Raw genomic sequence first — 17770 nt, forward strand, 5'->3', positions numbered from 1 at the left:
TTAATTAGTTGGAGCTGAAGTGGTATTCTTTTTACTAATATCCAACACGGGAACTAGGCCTTCTGATGGCATATAGATAATTTGGGGTAGATCTCCTTTGTCAGCTAGTTTTTCTAATGTACGTATAAATAGATACTGATTGTAAGTGCTGTTAAGCGTTCCATTTTCTAATTTCATGGCCTCAGCCATTCCTTTCGCTCGTTCAATTTCGGCTTGAGCATTTAGTTTTTCTGCTTCTAATCTTGCTTTAGCTTCTTCTATGAGGATTTTTCTGTTTTGTTCTGCTTTGGCCATTTCAGCCTTACCGGCCATTTCCTGTTGCCATACGTTGTAACGAGGGAGTCCGAACATTAAAATGATGACAATTAATGCTACAGCTCCTAAGATTATACCAATAGGTTTTGATGTGTTCATAATATATAGATTTATAATGTTGCAATATTAATGTAGTCCACCAAAGAGTTCGAGTGCTTCTTCTCTTGTGTTGACAAAGTTTATATGTTTTGTGCGATTACTCTCTCGTATAAAATCGTGTAAACTTTTGCTGTTATAAATGGAAAAGTCTCCGACTATCGCCAGACGTGCTTGATAGTTGGAGAATTTTTGTAGGATATCACCTGCGAGCTTGGTTCTTAGGTTGAAGAAATCGGGGATAATGTTCGTTTGGTGTAAGATTAATTTATCCGCACCACCATATAGGCAGTTCATCATTAAGTTTAAGGCATCATCTTGATTTTGGATAAAAACATTTTCTCCAGTTATTTCTGCAATCTGGCCCTGTCTACTAGGGATGTACTTGATTTCCATAGTTTTGTTCTTGTGTTTTGATCGTAAATATAATAAATTGGCCGACTATAGTAATAAATAGGGCCTCTTTATCTTAAAGAGGCCCTATTTATTACTGAAGCTGATGTGTTTTAGGATGGATTCTCCGCATTCTTATTGATGAATACGAATTTTCCATCAAAGACATCCAATTGAATAATGGAGTCGCTTGTTACATTACCTGCGAGAATTTCTTTAGATAGCTCATTGAGTATCCGTTTTTGAATGACCCGTTTTAGTGGACGGGCACCGTAAATCGGATCATACCCCAGCTGTGCTAACCAATCTAAGGCATCTTCGGATGCCGACAGGAATATGTTTTGCTCTGCGAGCTGTTTTTGTACACGATCAAACTGCAAACGTACAATACTGCCGATTTCGTTACGACTTAATGGTGTGAACATGATGATTTCGTCAATACGGTTGAGAAACTCGGGGCGTATTGATTTTTGGAGCAGTTCAAATACTTCATCTTTTGTTTTTGCAACTACTTCATCTCTGTTGTTGTCAGTCAGTCCTGCAAAGTTCTCTTGTATCAAATGCGATCCTGTATTTGATGTCATGATAATGATCGTGTTTTTGAAATTCACTACCCGTCCTTTATTATCGGTAAGGTGACCATCATCTAAAACCTGTAAGAGAATATTAAATACATCAGGGTGTGCCTTTTCAATTTCGTCTAGCAAGACTACGGAGTAGGGGCGACGTCGAACGGCTTCAGTGAGTTGGCCGCCTTCCTCGTAGCCTACATATCCTGGAGGCGCTCCGATCAATCGAGATACAGCGTGTCGTTCTTGATATTCAGACATATCTATCCTGACGAGTGCGTGTTCGTCGTCAAATAGAAATTCTGCGAGCGCTTTGGCTAGTTCGGTTTTGCCGACTCCGGTAGTACCGAGGAAGATAAATGAGCCAATTGGTTTTTTAGCATCACTTAGTCCTGCCCTAGAACGGCGTATGGCATCAGAAATCGCTTCTATAGCTTCTTCTTGTCCAGCTACCCGTTTATGAAGTTCTTCTTCTAGGTTCAGTAGCTTCTGACGCTCTGATTGTACCATCTTGTTTACCGGTATGCCTGTCCATCTCGATACGACATCTGCAATGTCTTCGGAGGTAACTTCCTCTTTTAGCATACGGCTGCTCTGTTGTTTTTCGTTAAGCTCAGCTTTTAACTTTTCTACATTATCTTGCGCTTCTTTGATTTTTCCATAGCGTAGCTCGGCTACTTTTCCATAGTCACCTGCCCGTTCGGCCTGGTCTGCTTCGAGTTTGTAGTCCTCAATATTCTGCACTTCTTGATTGACACGGTCTACTAGTGTTTTTTCCGATTGCCACGCTGCTTTCAAAGAGTCTCGTTCATTTGATAAATTAGCTATAGTTTCTGATAGCTCTGCAACTTTTTTATCATCATTTTCTCTTTTTATGGCTTCACGTTCTATTTCGAGCTGCATAATACGACGTTCTAATTCATCCACTGCTTCTGGAACGGAGTCCATCTCCAAGCGTAGTTTGGAAGCTGCTTCATCAATTAAATCGATAGCCTTGTCCGGTAAGAATCGATCCGTAATATAGCGTTGTGATAATTCTACAGCTGCAATAATGGATTCATCCAGTATCCGTACTTTGTGGTGTGTTTCATAACGTTCTTTAAGACCTCTTAAGATGGAAATAGCATCTTGGGTATCCGGTTCTTCGACCATTACTTTTTGGAAACGACGTTCAAGGGCTTTGTCTTTCTCAAAATATTTTTGGTATTCATTGAGTGTGGTTGCCCCTATAGCACGGAGTTCGCCACGTGCTAGTGCAGGTTTTAAGATATTTGCTGCATCCATTGCCCCTTCGCCACCGCCGGCTCCGACTAAGGTGTGGATTTCGTCGATGAATAGGATAATCTCACCATCACTATCGGAGACCTCTTTTACTACGGCTTTTAATCGCTCTTCAAATTCGCCTTTGTATTTTGCACCGGCAATTAATGCACCCATATCTAATGAAAATACTGTTTTGTTCTTTAGATTTTCTGGCGCATCTCCCTTAATGATGCGGTGTGCGATTCCTTCGGCAATAGCTGTTTTACCAACTCCGGGTTCTCCGACGAGAATAGGATTGTTCTTGGTTCGGCGAGAAAGGATCTGCATTACTCTTCTGATCTCTTCGTCTCGACCAATGACAGGGTCTAATTTTCCGGACTCCGCAAATTCGTTTAGATTACGAGCATATTTACCTAAAGCATTATACGTAGCTTCAGCATTTTGGTCGGTTACTCTATTCTTACCTCGTAATTCTTTTATGGCAAGTTTTAAATCTTTTTCATTTACACCTTGATCTTTAAGGAGTGAGGATGTTTTGTCATTAGCGGACAGCAAGCCTAAAAGAATATGTTCGACTGATATGTACTCATCGTTAAATTCTTTGAGATAGCTTTGTGCTTTTTGTAAGACAGTGGATGTCGGATTGGATAAATAGACATTTGTTCCGCTTACTTTTGGTAAGGATTCGATAAGTTTGTCTATCTCGGACGTTACATATCCAATATTTGCGTTTAGTTTTTTTAAAAGGTGGCTTATGACATTTTCATCTACTGTTAGCAGCGCCTTTAGTAGATGAGCTGGTTCAATCGCTTGTTGTTGATTGCCTGTTGCTATTTCTGAAGCTTTCTGTATAGCTTCTTGTGCTTTGATTGTATAGTTGTTGAAATTCATGTTACAAATTTTAAAGTCAAAAGTTTAAAATCAGAAACCTTTGAGATCAATTGTTCCCGACTTTTGCTAAAGACTAAACAAAATAGATGCCTTACGGTTTTTTTGCTTTTTTACTGAAATTTTGTCTTGTTTACTTGGTTGTATGCTGTCAAATTTTCCGATTATCAATAAAATAAAAGTTTTTATATTGAATTTCAAAGTATTATGCGTGTGGATGGGATGAAGTGTATTTAGGTATTGCAAAATAGGGTAAAACTTCTCATATTTGCATCGTTGAATCCGAAAGGGATTTACGCCTCCTTAGCTCAGCTGGTAGAGCAACTGACTTGTAATCAGTAGGTCATTGGTTCGATTCCGATAGGAGGCTCAAAAAAACTCAAGTGCAATCTGCCCTTGAGTTTTTTAATTTTATAGACCTCCTGTAAGCCAAAATCAGCTATTATTATTTTAACGGAATCTTTTTTTTATGGAATTTATTTTGAAATACTTATTATTTCTTACAAAAAATAAGTATTTTCATTCAATTTAAACCAAGTTCTAATTGCTTAATCCGTATTTAAAAGAAAGCTAGATGATAGAAATTAAAGATCTTCAAAAATCATATCAGATGGGGAAAAATTCTTTGCATGTTCTTAAGGGGATTGATTTTTCTGTTAAAGAAGGGGAGTTTGTATCTATCATGGGGAGTTCGGGGTCAGGCAAATCTACGCTCTTGAATATTATAGGAATTCTTGATGAGGCTGACAGTGGGTCTTACTTTTTGGATGACGTGGCTATTAAGAATCTTAACGAGACTATTGCTTCGCGGTATAGGAATAAATTTTTGGGTTTTGTATTCCAATCCTTCAACCTTATAAATTATAAAACTGCATTAGATAATGTAGCATTACCCTTATACTATCAAGGTCTGGGTAGGAAGGAGCGCATGGAGCGCTCCATGTATTATCTCGAAAAAGTAGGATTAGCAAATTGGGCAAAGCATTTACCTAATGAAATGAGTGGTGGACAAAAGCAGCGTGTAGCAATAGCCAGAGCTTTGGCTTCCGATCCTAAGGTGCTACTAGCTGATGAACCTACAGGTGCGCTGGATACCAAAACATCGTATGAAGTAATGGAGCTGATACAGCAAATTAATGATGAAGGCAAAACGGTACTTGTCGTGACACACGAGCCCGATATTGCGGAGATGACAAAGCGAATTGTATACCTCAAAGACGGACAGATAGAGTCAGACAAAGCGGTTAATCAGATAAGAGCCTCAGCATATGTTTAGTATCGAAAGTTGGCAGGAAATATTCGAAGGGTTGTTTAAAAATAAACTTCGTACAGTATTAACAGGGGTCTCTGTGGCCTCAGGTATCTTTATTTTGGTGATACTTTTGGGCGCGGGTAATGGTATTCAGAACGGAATTCAGAAACAATTTGAACGCGATGCTGTAAATCAGATTTCGGTATGGCCAGGTATTACTCAAAAAGAATATAAAGGACTGGGGATTGGTCGCGAAATTCAACTTCATAATGCAGATTATTCGATGTCGACCCAACTCTTGGCGGATTATATCGAATATAAATCTGCAGTTTATTCTGTTTGGAGTGGAAATATGGTATTTAAAAAGGAAACAGGTACCTATAGAGTGGAGGGGGTGCATCCTGATTACCAGTTTATCGAAAATACTTCCATTGTGAAGGGAAGATTCCTTAATCCAGCAGATATAAGCAATTACGAAAAACACGTTGTCATCGGGAAGAAAGTTGCGGATGATCTGTTCAAGAATGAAGAAGAGCTGTTAGGTCAGGAATTGAATATTTCGGGTACAATCTATAAAGTAATAGGTGTTTTTACGGATCCAGGTGGTGAAAGAGAAGAAAGCAGGGTGTATATTCCTGTTTCTACAGCTCAACGTGCATATAGCGCGGGGGATAAAATCCGTAGTATAGCTTTCACTCTTAAAAAGAACGTTGATTTTGATAATGCGGTTGCTGAGTCGCATGAATTTACGCAAAAGTTGGAAACCTTTCTTAGAGCTAGGCATACCATTGCACCCGATGATGAAGGAGCTTTATATGTCAATAATTCGTTAGATCAGGCAAAGAATATTTACGTTATAACTGGGGGAGTAAAGGCATTCTTTTGGTTTGTAGGGATATGTACCATCATAGCTGGAGTTGTGGGGGTTGGAAATATCATGCTTATTATTGTAAAAGAAAGAACAAAGGAAATCGGGATAAGAAAGGCTTTGGGGGCTTCTCCTCTATCTATTATCACCATGATACTACAGGAAGCTGTTTTTATCACCGTCGTCGCTGGGTTTTCGGGACTCATTTTAGGTTTGCTGGTATGGGAGCTTGTAGGGCCTTCGATCGAAACAGATTTTTTTACTCGTCCTGAGGTTGACTTCGGCGTTGCTATTACCACACTGGTTATTTTGGTGGTAGCCGGCGCTTTTGCAGGGTTTGTTCCTGCTTATAGGGCTGCTAAAATTAGACCAATTATCGCATTAAGGGGAGATTGATATGTTCAATAGAGATAACTGGAATGAAATAATTGAAGCGATTTCTGCTAACCCATTCAGGACACTGATTACTGCTTTCGGTGTGTTTTGGGGGATTTTTATTTTGATAATACTGCTATCCGCAAGTCAAGGGTTGCAGAATGGTATCAAAAGACAGATGGGAGGATTGTCTACGAATACGATGTTTATGTGGGCCAATTCGACTTCTAAACCTTACAACGGGCTTCCTCAGGGACGAAGTTTCAATTATAAGAACGGAGATGTAGCGACAATAAAGGAACGAATAGACGGTTTGTTGTATGTTTCACCAAGAAATCAGCTAGGTGGGTTTGGTGGGAATAACAATGTGGTAAGGGGAACTAGAACCGGAGCATATAATGTATATGGAGATTATCCGGAGTTTATTTTGCAGCAGCCAATGGATATTTTAAGTGGGCGCTTCATTAATTACGGTGATATTGACAGTAAGCGGAAGGTTGCGGTGATCGGTGAAGGCGTAATAAGAGAACTGTATACGGCAGGTGAGGAAGTTCTGGGCTCTTATATAAAAGTGCATGGGGTAAACTTTATGGTGGTAGGTGTTTACAAGAGTATTTCCAATGTAGGTGGTAGTGCAGAGGAAGGTCAGAAGCAGGTTTTTATACCTTTTACTACTTTTCAGCAAGCTTTTAATTATGGTGAAGTCGTAGGCTGGATGGCCATTACGGCAAAAGATGAGTTGCCAATAACGGAAATCAAGAGTCGTATTTTCGATCTGTTAAAGCAAAGACACAATATAAATCCAGACGATGATCGGGCGATTGGCCATTTTGATTTGTATGCCGAATTTAAAAAGATAAATGGGTTGTTTTCTATCCTAACTGCTGTTTCATTTATTGTAGGAATTTTTATTTTGGGTTCTGGTATCATCGGGATTGTAAATATCATGCTGATCATCGTAAAAGAAAGGACACAGGAAATAGGTATAAGAAGAGCTTTAGGGGCAACTCCTTTGACTATAATAAAGCAGATTCTAACTGAATCGGTCGTGTTATCGCTTATCTCGGGGATGGCGGGGATTATTTTTGCTTCGTTTGTACTAAGTGTCATTAACCTGGGGCTTGAAAATGCACCCAATGCAGATAGTATCCCAATTGTAAATCCAAGCGTAAATTTAGGTGTAGTAGTTATTGCTTTACTGATATTGGTCTTAGCTGGACTTTTAGCCGGGTTAATACCAGCTATTACTGCGGTGAAAGTAAGACCAATCGATGCTTTAAGAGAGGAATAGGTGTATTAAATGAATAATAAAGAGATAAAATTTTAATAATAGAAAATATAAGATGAAAAAAGGCTGTACGATTTCAATTTTAGTTTTTTTAGCAATTGCTTTTGTAGGTGCTTTGGCTTGGTTATATCTTAAGAATAAGCAGCCCGATGTCATTTACGAAACTGCTCAGGCTGAAATCCGTTCTATTTCCAAAAGTACGGTCGCTACCGGAAATATCAATCCGAAAGAAGAGGTTTTGATCAAACCTAATATTTCAGGAATCATAGATGAGGTTTATGTGGAGGCTGGTGATTATATCAAGTCTGGTGACTTGATTGCTAATATCAAAGTAGTACCGAATGTCTCTAGTTTAAATCAGGTTAACAATCAAATTCAAACTGCGAAAATAGATCTTGAAAACCAAAAGCGGGTATTTGAACGTCAGAAAATACTTTTCGACAAAGGTGTTATTTCAGCAAACGATTTTGATGCTGCTCAGACTACATTCAAACAGGCGCAGCAAACTTACAGTTCATTACAGCAGAGTGCAGAAATTATTAGAACAGGTACAACATCTGGGCTCGCGAATATTGCGCAGACCCGAATTCGGTCTACTGTGTCGGGGATGGTGCTCGATGTTCCTGTAAAAAAAGGAAATCAGGTAATCGAGGCAAATAACTTTAACGAAGGAACTACTATTGCAAGTTTGGCTGATGTCAGTAATATGATTTTTGAAGGGAAACTGGATGAAGCAGAAGTTGGAAAAATTAGGCTTGGGCTTCCTTTGGAAATAACTGTCGGTGCAATTGAAAACAAAAAGTTCAATGCAGTTTTAGATTATATCGCACCTAAAGGAGTGAATGAGAATGGGGCAATGCAGTTTCCGATAAAAGGAAATCTCATCAACAAGGATACTACATTTATTCGTTCGGGATTAAGTGCTAATGCTTCTATTATTTTAGAAAGTGTAGATGATGTACTTGCGCTTAAGGAAGGTTTGGTACAATATGATGAAAAAACTAAAAAGTCCTTTGTTGAAATCGAAGTTGCCCCGCAAAAATTTGAACGTAGGGATGTACAATTAGGGGTAAGTGATGGTATTTATGTTGAAATTAAGAATGGGATTTCTAAAGATGACAAGATCAAGGTTTGGAATCAGGTTAAGAAGTAAATTCCTTGGGCTAAAAAAAATAACCATAACAGAATATGTTGAATATTAAGATATGAAGATTGTATCAAAAATAATTGCTGTTGTTTGTCTTTTTTTTGGACACAATGCATTCGCCCAAAAGAAATGGACGTTGGAAGAATGTGTGTCATACGCAATCGAAAATAATGTTTCAATTGGACAGATAGAACTGGATAACAAGCTTGCGGAGATTGATAAAAAAGATGCTTTCGGAAGTTTTTTGCCAAATGTAAATGCGAGTGCTTCACATTCTTGGAATAGGGGGCTAAACACCAATATTACTACAGGGATCTTAGAAAATCAAACTACACAGTTTACTTCAATGGGGGCATCTTTAGGCGTTGATATTTTTAAAGGAATGCAGAATCAAAACCGCTTCAGGAAGTCTAAGTTGGCACTCATTTCTTCCCAATATCAGCATCTTAAAATGGAAGAAGATGTAGCACTGAATGTTGTGAATGCTTATTTGCAGGTTCTGTTCAACAAAGAAACTGTAAAAGTTCAGAGGGAACAATTTAATGCTGATAGTTTGCAATTGTTGCGTTCGGAGGTTTTGGTTGATGCTGGCATGATTCCGCGTGGAGATTTGTTTGATATGAAAGCTACTGTTGCTACAGACAAACAGCGGATTATTGAAGCCGAATATGCACTGCTTATTGCGAAAATGAGTTTAGCTCAACTACTTCAGATGAAAGATTTTAAGGATTTTGAGATTGCTGATGTGGAATATGATTTTCAGAATAGTGCTATTTTATTAGAGGGGCCTGAATCTATTTATAGGAAAGCCAAGAATGAGCGAACCGAATTGAAAATAGCAGAAAACAATGTGAAAATAGCTGAAAAAGATATTGATATTGCTAAAGGAGCGCATTTGCCATCACTTACAGGTTTTTACGGTTTCAGTTCACGTGTTTCTTATGCTAAGGTTCCCGATGGGCAAGGTGGTGTAAAGAACCCGCCTTCATTCTTTGAACAGTTTGACTTGTACAAAGGACATAATTTCGGACTTCAGTTAAATGTGCCCATTTTTAATGGCTTTTTGATCCGTAACAATGTCACAAGGTCTAAAGTGAATTTAGATAAAAGTAAATTAGCGCTAGCGCAGACTGAGCTGGATCTAGAACGCAATATATACACGGCCTATGCAGATGCTAAAGGAGCATTGGAAACATACCTAGCAACGAAGGAAATGTTGAAAGCACGGGAAGAAGCTTTTCGCTATACCAAAGAACGTTATGAAAATGGAATGGCAACAGGTTTTGATTACAACCAATCACAGACTCTTTTAGTAAATACCCAGTCAGATCTGTTAAGAACAAAATATGATTATCTGTTCCGTACAAGAATACTGGAATTTTATTTCGGTATTCCGATTATTAAGAGAGAAGGCATGCAGCTGAATTAATTCTGCTCTATTTATTCTTCATGAAGAATAAATAGAGCAGCTTGGCTTAATTTTCTAATTCGATTATTTCTTCGGCTATCTTTTCCCATTCCGTTTGCAGCTGTTCTAGCTCTGCTTTTGCTGAATTGTAATTACGTGTGCATTCACGCAATTTGATTTCATCACTGTACACTTCTTCATTCGCCAATTCGAGTTCGAGCGATTTAACTTGAATTTCTTTATCTGCAACTTTTTGTTCTAAGATCGAAAGATCTTTGTTTTTTTTGCTTATTAATTTGAACTTGTCTTCAGAAGGAGCAGATGTTTTTGTTTTCTTTGGAGCTTCTTCCTCTATCTTTTTTACAGGCGCTTTCTCCTCGGGTTTGATGACTCGTTTTGCATTCCAATCTTCATATTCTTGGTAGGTGCCTGGGTATTCTTTAATTTGCTTATCTTCAATATACCATATCTTATTCGCTACGTGGTCTAAAAAATACCGATCGTGTGATACAACAATTAAGGTGCCTTCGTATTGCTGAAGTGCTTGAATTAGAATATTGACCGATTGCATGTCCAAGTGATTCGTCGGCTCATCTAAGGCTAAGAAATTGGCGTCCGCAGTTAATGCTTTAGCTAATGCTACACGTGATTTTTCACCACCTGATAGTACTTTTATTTTTTTAAAGGCATCATCGCCTGTAAATAGAAAACAGCCTAGTATAGAACGTAATTCTGTTTCTGTGTGTTTAGGTGCAAAAGTTTGCATTTCGGCGATAATGCTGTTCTCGAGGTGTAATGCTTCGAGCTGGTGCTGTGCGAAAAAAGTTTGTGACACATTGTGGCCGTGTTCGGACTTTCCTTCAAACTCGTTGTCTGCACCAGCGACAATACGAAGCAAGGTCGATTTTCCCTTTCCGTTGGCACCGATAAGCGCAATTTTATCGCCTTTTTCAATAATACCATCTGTGTTACGAAGTATTTCTAAATTTGGATAAGATTTTGACACATTCTCTAAGGTGATCACATGGCGACCAGAGGGTTTTGAGAATTTGAATTTGAAATTGACCGTAGGATTATCATCATCGACATCTTCTACGCGTTCCATGCGGTCCAAAGCTTTAATTCGCGATTGTGCCATCTTGGCTTTGGAGGCCTTGGCTCTAAAACGTTCAATTAAGCGTTCCTCTTGTTTAATTTTTGCTTGCTGATTTTTAAACTGACCAGCCTGTATTTCACTACGTAGCGCTTTTTCTTCGAGGTAAAATGAGTAGTTGCCGGCATAGAGCGTCAACTTACCTTTTCTAGATTCTACTGTTTTCTTGATAATACGATCTAGAAAATACCTGTCATGCGAAACAATAACAATCGCTCCTTCAAAAGCCTGTAAGTATCCCTCGAGCCATTTAATAGAGGGTAAGTCCATATGGTTTGTAGGTTCATCTAGTAGTAGAATGTCGGGAGTTTGTAATAAAATACGAGCAAGCATAACCCGCATACGCCAGCCTCCTGAAAAGGTAGCTAATGGACGTTTCTGTTCTTCTTCGGAGAAGCCAAGACCAGCAAGAATCTCGTGTGCACGAAACTCAATGCTATAGCCGTCCAATGCCTCAAACTCCATTTGTTTGTCACTCAGTTTATTTAAGATATCATCTGAATAATCAGTCTCTAGTTTATGAAGTAGCTTCTCAATTTCTGTATGCAGTTGATTTTGACGCTCGAATGCCTCCATCGCTACATGTAAAATACTTTTGTCTGAATGATATGATAGCAAATCTTGATTTAGGTAGCCTATCTTTAGATCTTTAGCCATAGAAATGCTTCCTGATGTCGGTGTATATTGCCCGACAATTAATCGCAATAAAGTAGATTTTCCGGTGCCATTTGCCCCGATTAACCCTACTTTGTCTCCTGGTTTGATATGCCAGTTGGCCTCGTCATACAACGCTCGAGAGCCTATTTCAAATGTTAAATTGTTTATTGATATCATTTCGTATGTGTACTATTTGACTTTTAAAAGTCATACGGAATATCCAAGTTTTAGTGCTCTAGTATTAGTTTAATGCGAGCTATAGATATTTCACTAGCAAAAGTAGTGATTATTTCTGCTTCTTTTCTACCTTTGCACAGATAAGCCAAATGCGATTTTAAATCCTTTGTTTGGTAAATTATCTTCAATGACTTTTATAAAATGCCATGTATAAATTAGTAAAGCCGATTTTCTTTTCGATGAATCCCGAGAAGGCGCACCATACAGTGACAGGAGGACTTAAGACTTTTTCAAAGATTTGGGGAGCCAAAGCTTTGCTTCGATCTATTTATAGTGTGTCTGATCCTCGTTTGGAGCGTGAGGTTTTTGGTCTCAAATTTAAGAATCCTGTAGGATTGGCTGCTGGATTTGATAAGAATGCAGAATATATTGAGGATATGGCCAAATTTGGTTTTGGCTTTATCGAGATCGGAACAGTAACCCCAAAACCTCAGCCAGGCAATGATAAACCTCGGATGTTTAGATTGGTTAATGATGAGGCACTAATCAATAGGATGGGATTTAATAATCAGGGAGCTGATGTGGCTGCCGGTCGATTGAAACATCTAAAAGATAGGGAGGGAGTTATAATCGGAGGTAATATTGGGAAAAATAAAATCACTCCGAACGAGGAAGCTGTAAACGATTATATTTATTGTTTTCATGCTTTGTACGATTATGTGGATTATTTTGTTGTAAATGTTAGTTCGCCGAATACGCCGGGACTACGTGATCTACAGGAAAAGGAGCCATTAATGCGAATTTTGGATACACTACAACAGCTTAATCTGGAAAAACCTAAACCTAAACCGATTCTGTTAAAAATAGCACCGGATCTGACGAATAGCCAATTGGATGATATTGTAGAGATTGTTACTGAAACGAAAATTGCGGGGGTAATAGCGACGAATACGACTATTTCTAGAGAGGGGCTTCGTAGTTCGAAGGAATTGCTGAGTGAGGCTGGTGGAGTGAGTGGAAAGCCTTTAACTAACCGTTCTACTGAAGTTATTCGTTATCTGTCCCAAAAATCGAATCAGGCTTTTCCTATTATAGGAGTAGGCGGTATACATTCTGGCGCAGATGCGATTGAAAAACTTAATGCTGGAGCCTCCTTGATTCAGGTGTATACTGGTTTTATCTACGAAGGACCTGGCTTGGTTGGAGAGATCTGTAAGCATATCCTCCAAGAGGGAAAGTAGGATAATCTATTTTTTTAACTATTTGTAACAAAACTAAGGCACTTTATTTGCTATCTTGTATTTATCAAATTTATAAAGATATGATGTATAAAAAACGCATTTTGCCAATTACGATATTATTGGGTGGGATTGTAATGAATAGCTGTGTGAGTAATAAGAAGTATCTAGCCTTAGAAACCCAACATAAGGATCTTGCTGAGCTGTATCAAAAAGGACAAATGGATCTTGCTGAAAGTCGCGCAAAGATCAAGAGTCTGGAAGATCAGTTGGAGTATGAACGGAAGAACAATGCTTCTCTTAAGGAAGCCTATGCTAAGCTGCAAGCTACATTGGATAATAGTATTGCTCAAAACTCCCAAGGAAATGTCAATATTTCTAAGCTAGTTGATGAGATTAATGCATCCAATAAGTATATACAACATTTGGTTAATACGAAAAATAAAAGTGATTCGCTTAACATGGTGCTGACAAATAATCTGACTCGTTCTTTAAGTCGCGAAGAACTTAAGGATGTTGATGTGCAGGTATTGAAAGGTGTAGTTTATATTTCATTGTCAGATAATATGCTTTATAAATCGGGTAGCTATGAGGTGTCTGATAAAGCTGGAGAGACATTGAGTAAGATCGCTAAGATTATTCAGGATTACAGAGACTACGATGTGTTGATTGAAGGTAATACGGATACAGATCCTATCTCTAAACCAAATATCCGTAACAATTGGGACTTGAGTACGTTACGTGCCTCTTCTGTTGTTCAGGCTTTACAAACTTCTTACGGCGTAGATCCGAAGCGTTTGACTGCAGGAGGACGTGGTGAGTATAATCCAATTGCTGATAATACGACGGCGAATGGCAAAGCTAGGAATAGACGTACGCAGATTATTATTACACCAAAATTAGATCAGTTTATGGAGCTGATTGATAAAGCTCCAGAAACGGAAGAAATTTCTTCTAATTAAGCTTGTAAAATAAAAAAGAGAGTCCTTGGAAATAATTCAAGGACTTTTTTATGCTTTATAAGATCGTGGTTTCACAAAAATTGGCATGATTGTTTAGGTAGTGCAGGTTATGTTCAAGACTCATCATATCATACCTGCTCTGATTTTATTTGTTCCTTTGATCTTCTTTGGATGTAGCTCCATTTATATGCCTAATGTACCTGCAACGCCTATGTTTAGAAGCCAAGGCGAAGGATATTTGTCGGGGCATGCCAATCTGAAGGGTAATATTTCTGGAACTGCTGGGGTCTCTCTTACCAATCATATTGCCTTGATCGGAAATGCTTCGTCAGTTAATAATGGTTCAAAATCCAATACTCATTTCCGACAATGGTTGGCTGAAGGTGCTGTAGGGTATTTTACGCAGATCGGAAAATCGAAAAGACAGGTTCTGGAAATTTATGGCGGATATGGTGTCGGTAACTCGAGAGAGACGGATCAACGTGCATCTATTCATGGTTTTGATGTTGTGGAGTCCAGGAAGATGGATTTTGATAAAGTGTTTCTTCAGGTAAATTATTCGTCTACGACGAAGAGAAAGTTGAATTTATTTGGAGCCAAGAGAGAATTGAATTATGGGACAGCTATTCGAGCCAGTCGAATAGGTATGACAGGTTTTAGTATCAATGGGTTCGAAAGTCCGAAAGAGGAGAATATTTTTATCGAACCGGTATTCTTTACACGCATGGAGTTGTTAAAGGGATTGCAACTTCAGTATACGACGGGGTTTAATATCGGATTTGTAAATAATTCTTACCTAAAAGCAGGAAATTCTATTTTTACATTGGGAATAGTGTATAACTTTGGGAAATTAAAAAAGTAAAGAAATGAATAAATTTAAAACAGTGTTTTTGTTGCTCACCGTATTACTGTTGTCGAGCTGCGCTATTAACCAAAAGGCCCAAGTCGAGGCATTGAGTAAATTTAATTATAGCGTAGAGTCGGTTGACCAGATGCGGCTGGCTGGACGCGATATTAATTCATATCAGACAGGCGGAGGGGTTTCTTTGGCAAGTCTTCCAGGAATCGCGATGGCGCTGTTACGTCAGGATCTTCCTTTGGAGGCTCGGGTAAACCTCAAAATTAGTAACCCGACCACTACTGTAACAAAGATCAATGAGTTTAAATATATTATTGAGATGGGAGGAAAGCCTTTATTTGAGGGATCTGTGAATGAAAATATAAACCTGTCTAATGGTCAAAGTATGGTGGTTCCTTTGAGTTTTTCAGCTAATATCTTTGGTGTAGCAAAGGAACAGGGATTTGATAAGGTTCTGAATGATATTTTTACGAGAAAAATTAATGGCTTCTTTGCCCTTAAAATAAAGCCTTCTATTAAGATCGGTAATACAAATGTTTTTTATCCGGGCTATATCACTGTTGATAAGGATTTTGGAAAAAGTATTAGTAAGGCCGTAGAAAAAGGTCTTGATAAACTATAATTGAATGAGGACTAGGTTATACATTATCTGTTAAATGTATAACCTACTGTCCATTCTATAAAGTCCGCTTTGCCTTTATGGGCTTTTATAGATATCCCTGCATTGATGTTTTTGTATACGTAGTAACGGAATCCTGCTCTCAAGAATATCTTGTTTATTTCGCCATTGAAAGACTGGTTATGAATGTAGTAACCTACATTTCCATTAAGTACTAGATCGTTGTTTAGAACGTGTACCAAGTAGAAAGCTGGTCCTCCTGATAGTTTTGCACTAAGTTTTCCGGTCTTATCTTCTGCAATTTCTTCATTGTTTCCGGAGTCTGAGTAGAAAATATCTACACCTCCTCCAATCCTCCATTTGTAGCTTACGTGCTTACTAGCATACATGCTTAGTGTAGATTTAAAGAACTTTTGATCCATATCACGAGCGACTTGCTTCAGACCTGCACCGATATTAATATGGTAGAGTATCTTTTTAGGATAAGGCTCTAGGCTACTGGTGTCCTTTTTGTATGATTTTCCGTCGGGTTGGTAGGTGATGGAAGCTGTTAATGGGAACAGGTTCACTCCTTTATTGGGCAGCTTTAGCGCCCCGTTGGAAAAGTGGTGAAAGGATAAGCCTACACCTGCTTTAAATTTTTGGGATAATTTGTATTGACTACGAATTCCAAAGTCGATATAAACATTATTTTTGGTTGCGATAGCGAGATTTAATGGGTTGTTTTCTGGGTCGTAGGGTTTGAAATTGCCTGATAAACCTAATCCAATACGGTAGTCAAAAGACCATTTTTCATTATTTATATTGCCAAAGGGCGTTTGAACAAAACCATATATAGCATACGGACTGCCTACGATATCATTGTTGAATGTACTGCTGTAAAAACCTATTCCATATGTTGGGTTGTTATACAGTTTGAAATACTGGTCACTTTTGGCATTCATTTTCCATCCGACTTTAAGGTTGAAGCCATTGTAATAAGCGTCTTTAAAAGTTGTGTTTTTTAACTCTCCTGTGGCCAAAATTCCTCCATTTTCAATTTCGGCTTCTATTATCAATGAATTCTTAATTGGGGTAGTTGTCAATGTATCTGTTAGAGCCCATGCTAAATTTGCTTGTAAAAATGATCCTAAAAGGATGACGAGGAATTTAGTTTTCAAGATGATGGATAATTAAATATCAAGTTATAAATTTGGGCAAATTTATTAAATTATAACTAATCCTGTGCTGAATGGTTAACTTTTTCATTATAGTTGTTTGTCTGTTTGTAGGTTTTTTGTTTCGTCGCTTTAAATTAGCTACGAGAGATAGCTATAAGATTGTTAATAATTGGATAATCTATATCGGATTGCCTGCTATTGCACTTTTATATATTCCAAAGATTGATTGGAATTTAGGTTATCTTTTTACGGCTTTATTGCCTTTTTTTATCTTCGGGCTTTCGTATTTGTTTTTTCAAATCATTCAATACAGAATGCGCTTTTCATCCAGAACGCTGACTACGCTGATTATTGTATCGGGATTAAGTAATACCTCTTTTGTTGGTTTTCCGCTTATCATTAGTTTTTTTGGTAGTGAGCAGCTGAAAGTGGGAGTAGTTAGTGATCAAGCTACTTTTTTCGTGCTTTCTTCTTTTGCTGTGCTTTTGGCCACAAATACGAGAACCTCGAAGCTTGATTCGAGCCATAAATGGCGACTTATTTTGAAACGAATAGTAACTTTTCCTCCATTTTTAGCTGCTATGATTGCATTGGTTTTTCAGGATATATTGCAGCATGCGCATTTTGAAGCTTTTTTTTCTAGTCTAGCAGCTACAGTAAGTCCCTTAGCCTTGTTTTCGATAGGTCTGCAATTGCACTTCCAGCGTATACATAAAGAAGTGAAAGCTATAAGTATCTCGTTGTTCTATAAATTGCTATTTGCTCCAGCGGTGGCGCTTCTGATTGCTTTCGCGATGGGGTGGAAAGGTGTTTTTTTTCAGGTGTCGGTTTTCGAAATGGCTATGCCAAGTTTGGTCGCTTCTGGTATTGTTATTCAGAATTTTGGTCTTAATTCTAAATTGGCGAATACCATTATCGGCCTGAGTATTTTATTGGGGTTAATTCTTTCATTTTTATGGCATAGTGTAATTATTACACTTCTGTAACATAAATGTTATAGAGAATAGGGGTTAAAATTTGATTTTACTTTTACCTTTATTAAAACATTAAAGGCAATTAGCTTATAAACCCCTTGTGATACAC

The 17770-nt window shown here is 38.1% G+C and carries 15 protein-coding genes and 1 tRNA gene; 11 read left to right on the forward strand and 5 right to left on the reverse strand.

The genetic code is table 11. The features are described from left to right. From B5X76_RS20415 to clpB, 3 genes are all read right to left on the reverse strand, one after another. Entirely contained in the window at positions 1-414 is a 414-nt protein-coding gene (locus tag B5X76_RS20415; protein WP_079645772.1) for an SPFH domain-containing protein, read from the reverse strand. Positions 415-441: 27 nt separating this feature from the next. Continuing rightward, positions 442-807 (reverse strand): DUF4180 domain-containing protein, encoded by a 366-nt coding sequence (locus B5X76_RS20420; protein WP_079645773.1) that lies wholly within the window; start codon positions 805-807, stop codon positions 442-444. A gap of 110 nt (positions 808-917) precedes the next feature. Continuing rightward, the gene (gene clpB, locus B5X76_RS20425) at positions 918-3527 is read right to left on the reverse strand and encodes an ATP-dependent chaperone ClpB (RefSeq protein WP_079645774.1); all 2610 of its coding nucleotides are present in this window, start codon (positions 3525-3527) and stop codon (positions 918-920) included. Between the two features lie 294 nt (positions 3528-3821). Between clpB and B5X76_RS20430 the strand changes: the two genes are divergently transcribed. The 6 genes from B5X76_RS20430 to B5X76_RS20455 all read left to right on the forward strand — a co-directional run bounded on the left by B5X76_RS20430 (position 3822) and on the right by B5X76_RS20455 (position 9883). After that, positions 3822-3894 (forward strand) — tRNA-Thr (locus B5X76_RS20430). Positions 3895-4098: 204 nt separating this feature from the next. Continuing rightward, the gene (locus tag B5X76_RS20435; RefSeq protein ID WP_079645775.1) at positions 4099-4800 is read left to right on the forward strand and encodes an ABC transporter ATP-binding protein; all 702 of its coding nucleotides are present in this window, start codon (positions 4099-4101) and stop codon (positions 4798-4800) included. Beyond that, positions 4793-6040, forward strand: coding sequence for an ABC transporter permease (locus B5X76_RS20440; protein WP_079645776.1), 1248 nt, complete (start codon positions 4793-4795; stop codon positions 6038-6040). Before B5X76_RS20435 ends, B5X76_RS20440 begins: the two co-directional genes overlap by 8 nt. 1 nt (position 6041) lies before the next feature. Next, complete coding sequence (locus tag B5X76_RS20445; protein WP_079645777.1) at positions 6042-7310, forward strand: ABC transporter permease; 1269 nt, start codon at positions 6042-6044, stop codon at positions 7308-7310. A gap of 52 nt (positions 7311-7362) precedes the next feature. Continuing rightward, complete coding sequence (locus B5X76_RS20450; protein WP_079645778.1) at positions 7363-8460, forward strand: efflux RND transporter periplasmic adaptor subunit; 1098 nt, start codon at positions 7363-7365, stop codon at positions 8458-8460. A 52-nt stretch (positions 8461-8512) separates the two neighbouring features. Continuing rightward, positions 8513-9883 carry a TolC family protein gene (locus B5X76_RS20455; protein WP_079645779.1) on the forward strand — a complete coding sequence of 457 codons (1371 nt, stop codon included), beginning with the start codon at positions 8513-8515 and terminating at the stop codon, positions 9881-9883. Between the two features lie 46 nt (positions 9884-9929). Here B5X76_RS20455 and B5X76_RS20460 read toward each other — a convergent pair whose 3' ends face one another. Then, positions 9930-11849 (reverse strand): ABC-F family ATP-binding cassette domain-containing protein, encoded by a 1920-nt coding sequence (locus B5X76_RS20460; RefSeq protein WP_079645780.1) that lies wholly within the window; start codon positions 11847-11849, stop codon positions 9930-9932. Between the two features lie 206 nt (positions 11850-12055). Between B5X76_RS20460 and B5X76_RS20465 the strand changes: the two genes are divergently transcribed. The 4 genes from B5X76_RS20465 (at position 12056) to B5X76_RS20480 (ending at position 15530) form a co-directional block, all read left to right on the forward strand. Continuing rightward, complete coding sequence (locus B5X76_RS20465) at positions 12056-13090, forward strand: quinone-dependent dihydroorotate dehydrogenase (RefSeq protein ID WP_079645781.1); 1035 nt, start codon at positions 12056-12058, stop codon at positions 13088-13090. A gap of 83 nt (positions 13091-13173) precedes the next feature. Beyond that, positions 13174-14049 (forward strand): OmpA/MotB family protein, encoded by an 876-nt coding sequence (locus tag B5X76_RS20470; RefSeq protein WP_079645782.1) that lies wholly within the window; start codon positions 13174-13176, stop codon positions 14047-14049. Between the two features lie 109 nt (positions 14050-14158). Further along, positions 14159-14911, forward strand: coding sequence for a hypothetical protein (locus tag B5X76_RS20475; protein ID WP_079645783.1), 753 nt, complete (start codon positions 14159-14161; stop codon positions 14909-14911). Between the two features lie 4 nt (positions 14912-14915). Beyond that, on the forward strand, positions 14916-15530 hold the full coding sequence (locus tag B5X76_RS20480; RefSeq protein WP_079645784.1) for a hypothetical protein: 615 nt from the start codon (positions 14916-14918) through the stop codon (positions 15528-15530). A gap of 23 nt (positions 15531-15553) precedes the next feature. Here the strand turns inward: B5X76_RS20480 and B5X76_RS20485 are convergent, their stop codons facing one another. Then, positions 15554-16687, reverse strand: coding sequence for an acyloxyacyl hydrolase (locus B5X76_RS20485; RefSeq protein ID WP_245801102.1), 1134 nt, complete (start codon positions 16685-16687; stop codon positions 15554-15556). 71 nt (positions 16688-16758) lie between these two features. On the opposite strand from B5X76_RS20485, the gene B5X76_RS20490 reads away from it, so the two are divergent. Beyond that, positions 16759-17673 carry an AEC family transporter gene (locus B5X76_RS20490; RefSeq protein WP_079645785.1) on the forward strand — a complete coding sequence of 305 codons (915 nt, stop codon included), beginning with the start codon at positions 16759-16761 and terminating at the stop codon, positions 17671-17673. Positions 17674-17770 lie beyond the last annotated feature (97 nt).

It is taken from the genome of Sphingobacterium nematocida, assembly GCF_900168125.1.
GTDB lineage: Bacteria > Bacteroidota > Bacteroidia > Sphingobacteriales > Sphingobacteriaceae > Sphingobacterium > Sphingobacterium nematocida.

Coding starts and splice junctions, on each gene's coding strand:
- B5X76_RS20415 (WP_079645772.1), bottom strand. CDS start 414: ATGAACACATCAAAACCTATTGGTATAATCTTAGGAGCTGTAGCATTA.
- B5X76_RS20420 (WP_079645773.1), bottom strand. CDS start 807: ATGGAAATCAAGTACATCCCTAGTAGACAGGGCCAGATTGCAGAAATA.
- clpB (WP_079645774.1), bottom strand. CDS start 3,527: ATGAATTTCAACAACTATACAATCAAAGCACAAGAAGCTATACAGAAA.
- B5X76_RS20435 (WP_079645775.1), top strand. CDS start 4,099: ATGATAGAAATTAAAGATCTTCAAAAATCATATCAGATGGGGAAAAAT.
- B5X76_RS20440 (WP_079645776.1), top strand. CDS start 4,793: ATGTTTAGTATCGAAAGTTGGCAGGAAATATTCGAAGGGTTGTTTAAA.
- B5X76_RS20445 (WP_079645777.1), top strand. CDS start 6,042: ATGTTCAATAGAGATAACTGGAATGAAATAATTGAAGCGATTTCTGCT.
- B5X76_RS20450 (WP_079645778.1), top strand. CDS start 7,363: ATGAAAAAAGGCTGTACGATTTCAATTTTAGTTTTTTTAGCAATTGCT.
- B5X76_RS20455 (WP_079645779.1), top strand. CDS start 8,513: ATGAAGATTGTATCAAAAATAATTGCTGTTGTTTGTCTTTTTTTTGGA.
- B5X76_RS20460 (WP_079645780.1), bottom strand. CDS start 11,849: ATGATATCAATAAACAATTTAACATTTGAAATAGGCTCTCGAGCGTTG.
- B5X76_RS20465 (WP_079645781.1), top strand. CDS start 12,056: ATGTATAAATTAGTAAAGCCGATTTTCTTTTCGATGAATCCCGAGAAG.
- B5X76_RS20470 (WP_079645782.1), top strand. CDS start 13,174: ATGTATAAAAAACGCATTTTGCCAATTACGATATTATTGGGTGGGATT.
- B5X76_RS20475 (WP_079645783.1), top strand. CDS start 14,159: ATGTTCAAGACTCATCATATCATACCTGCTCTGATTTTATTTGTTCCT.
- B5X76_RS20480 (WP_079645784.1), top strand. CDS start 14,916: ATGAATAAATTTAAAACAGTGTTTTTGTTGCTCACCGTATTACTGTTG.
- B5X76_RS20490 (WP_079645785.1), top strand. CDS start 16,759: ATGGTTAACTTTTTCATTATAGTTGTTTGTCTGTTTGTAGGTTTTTTG.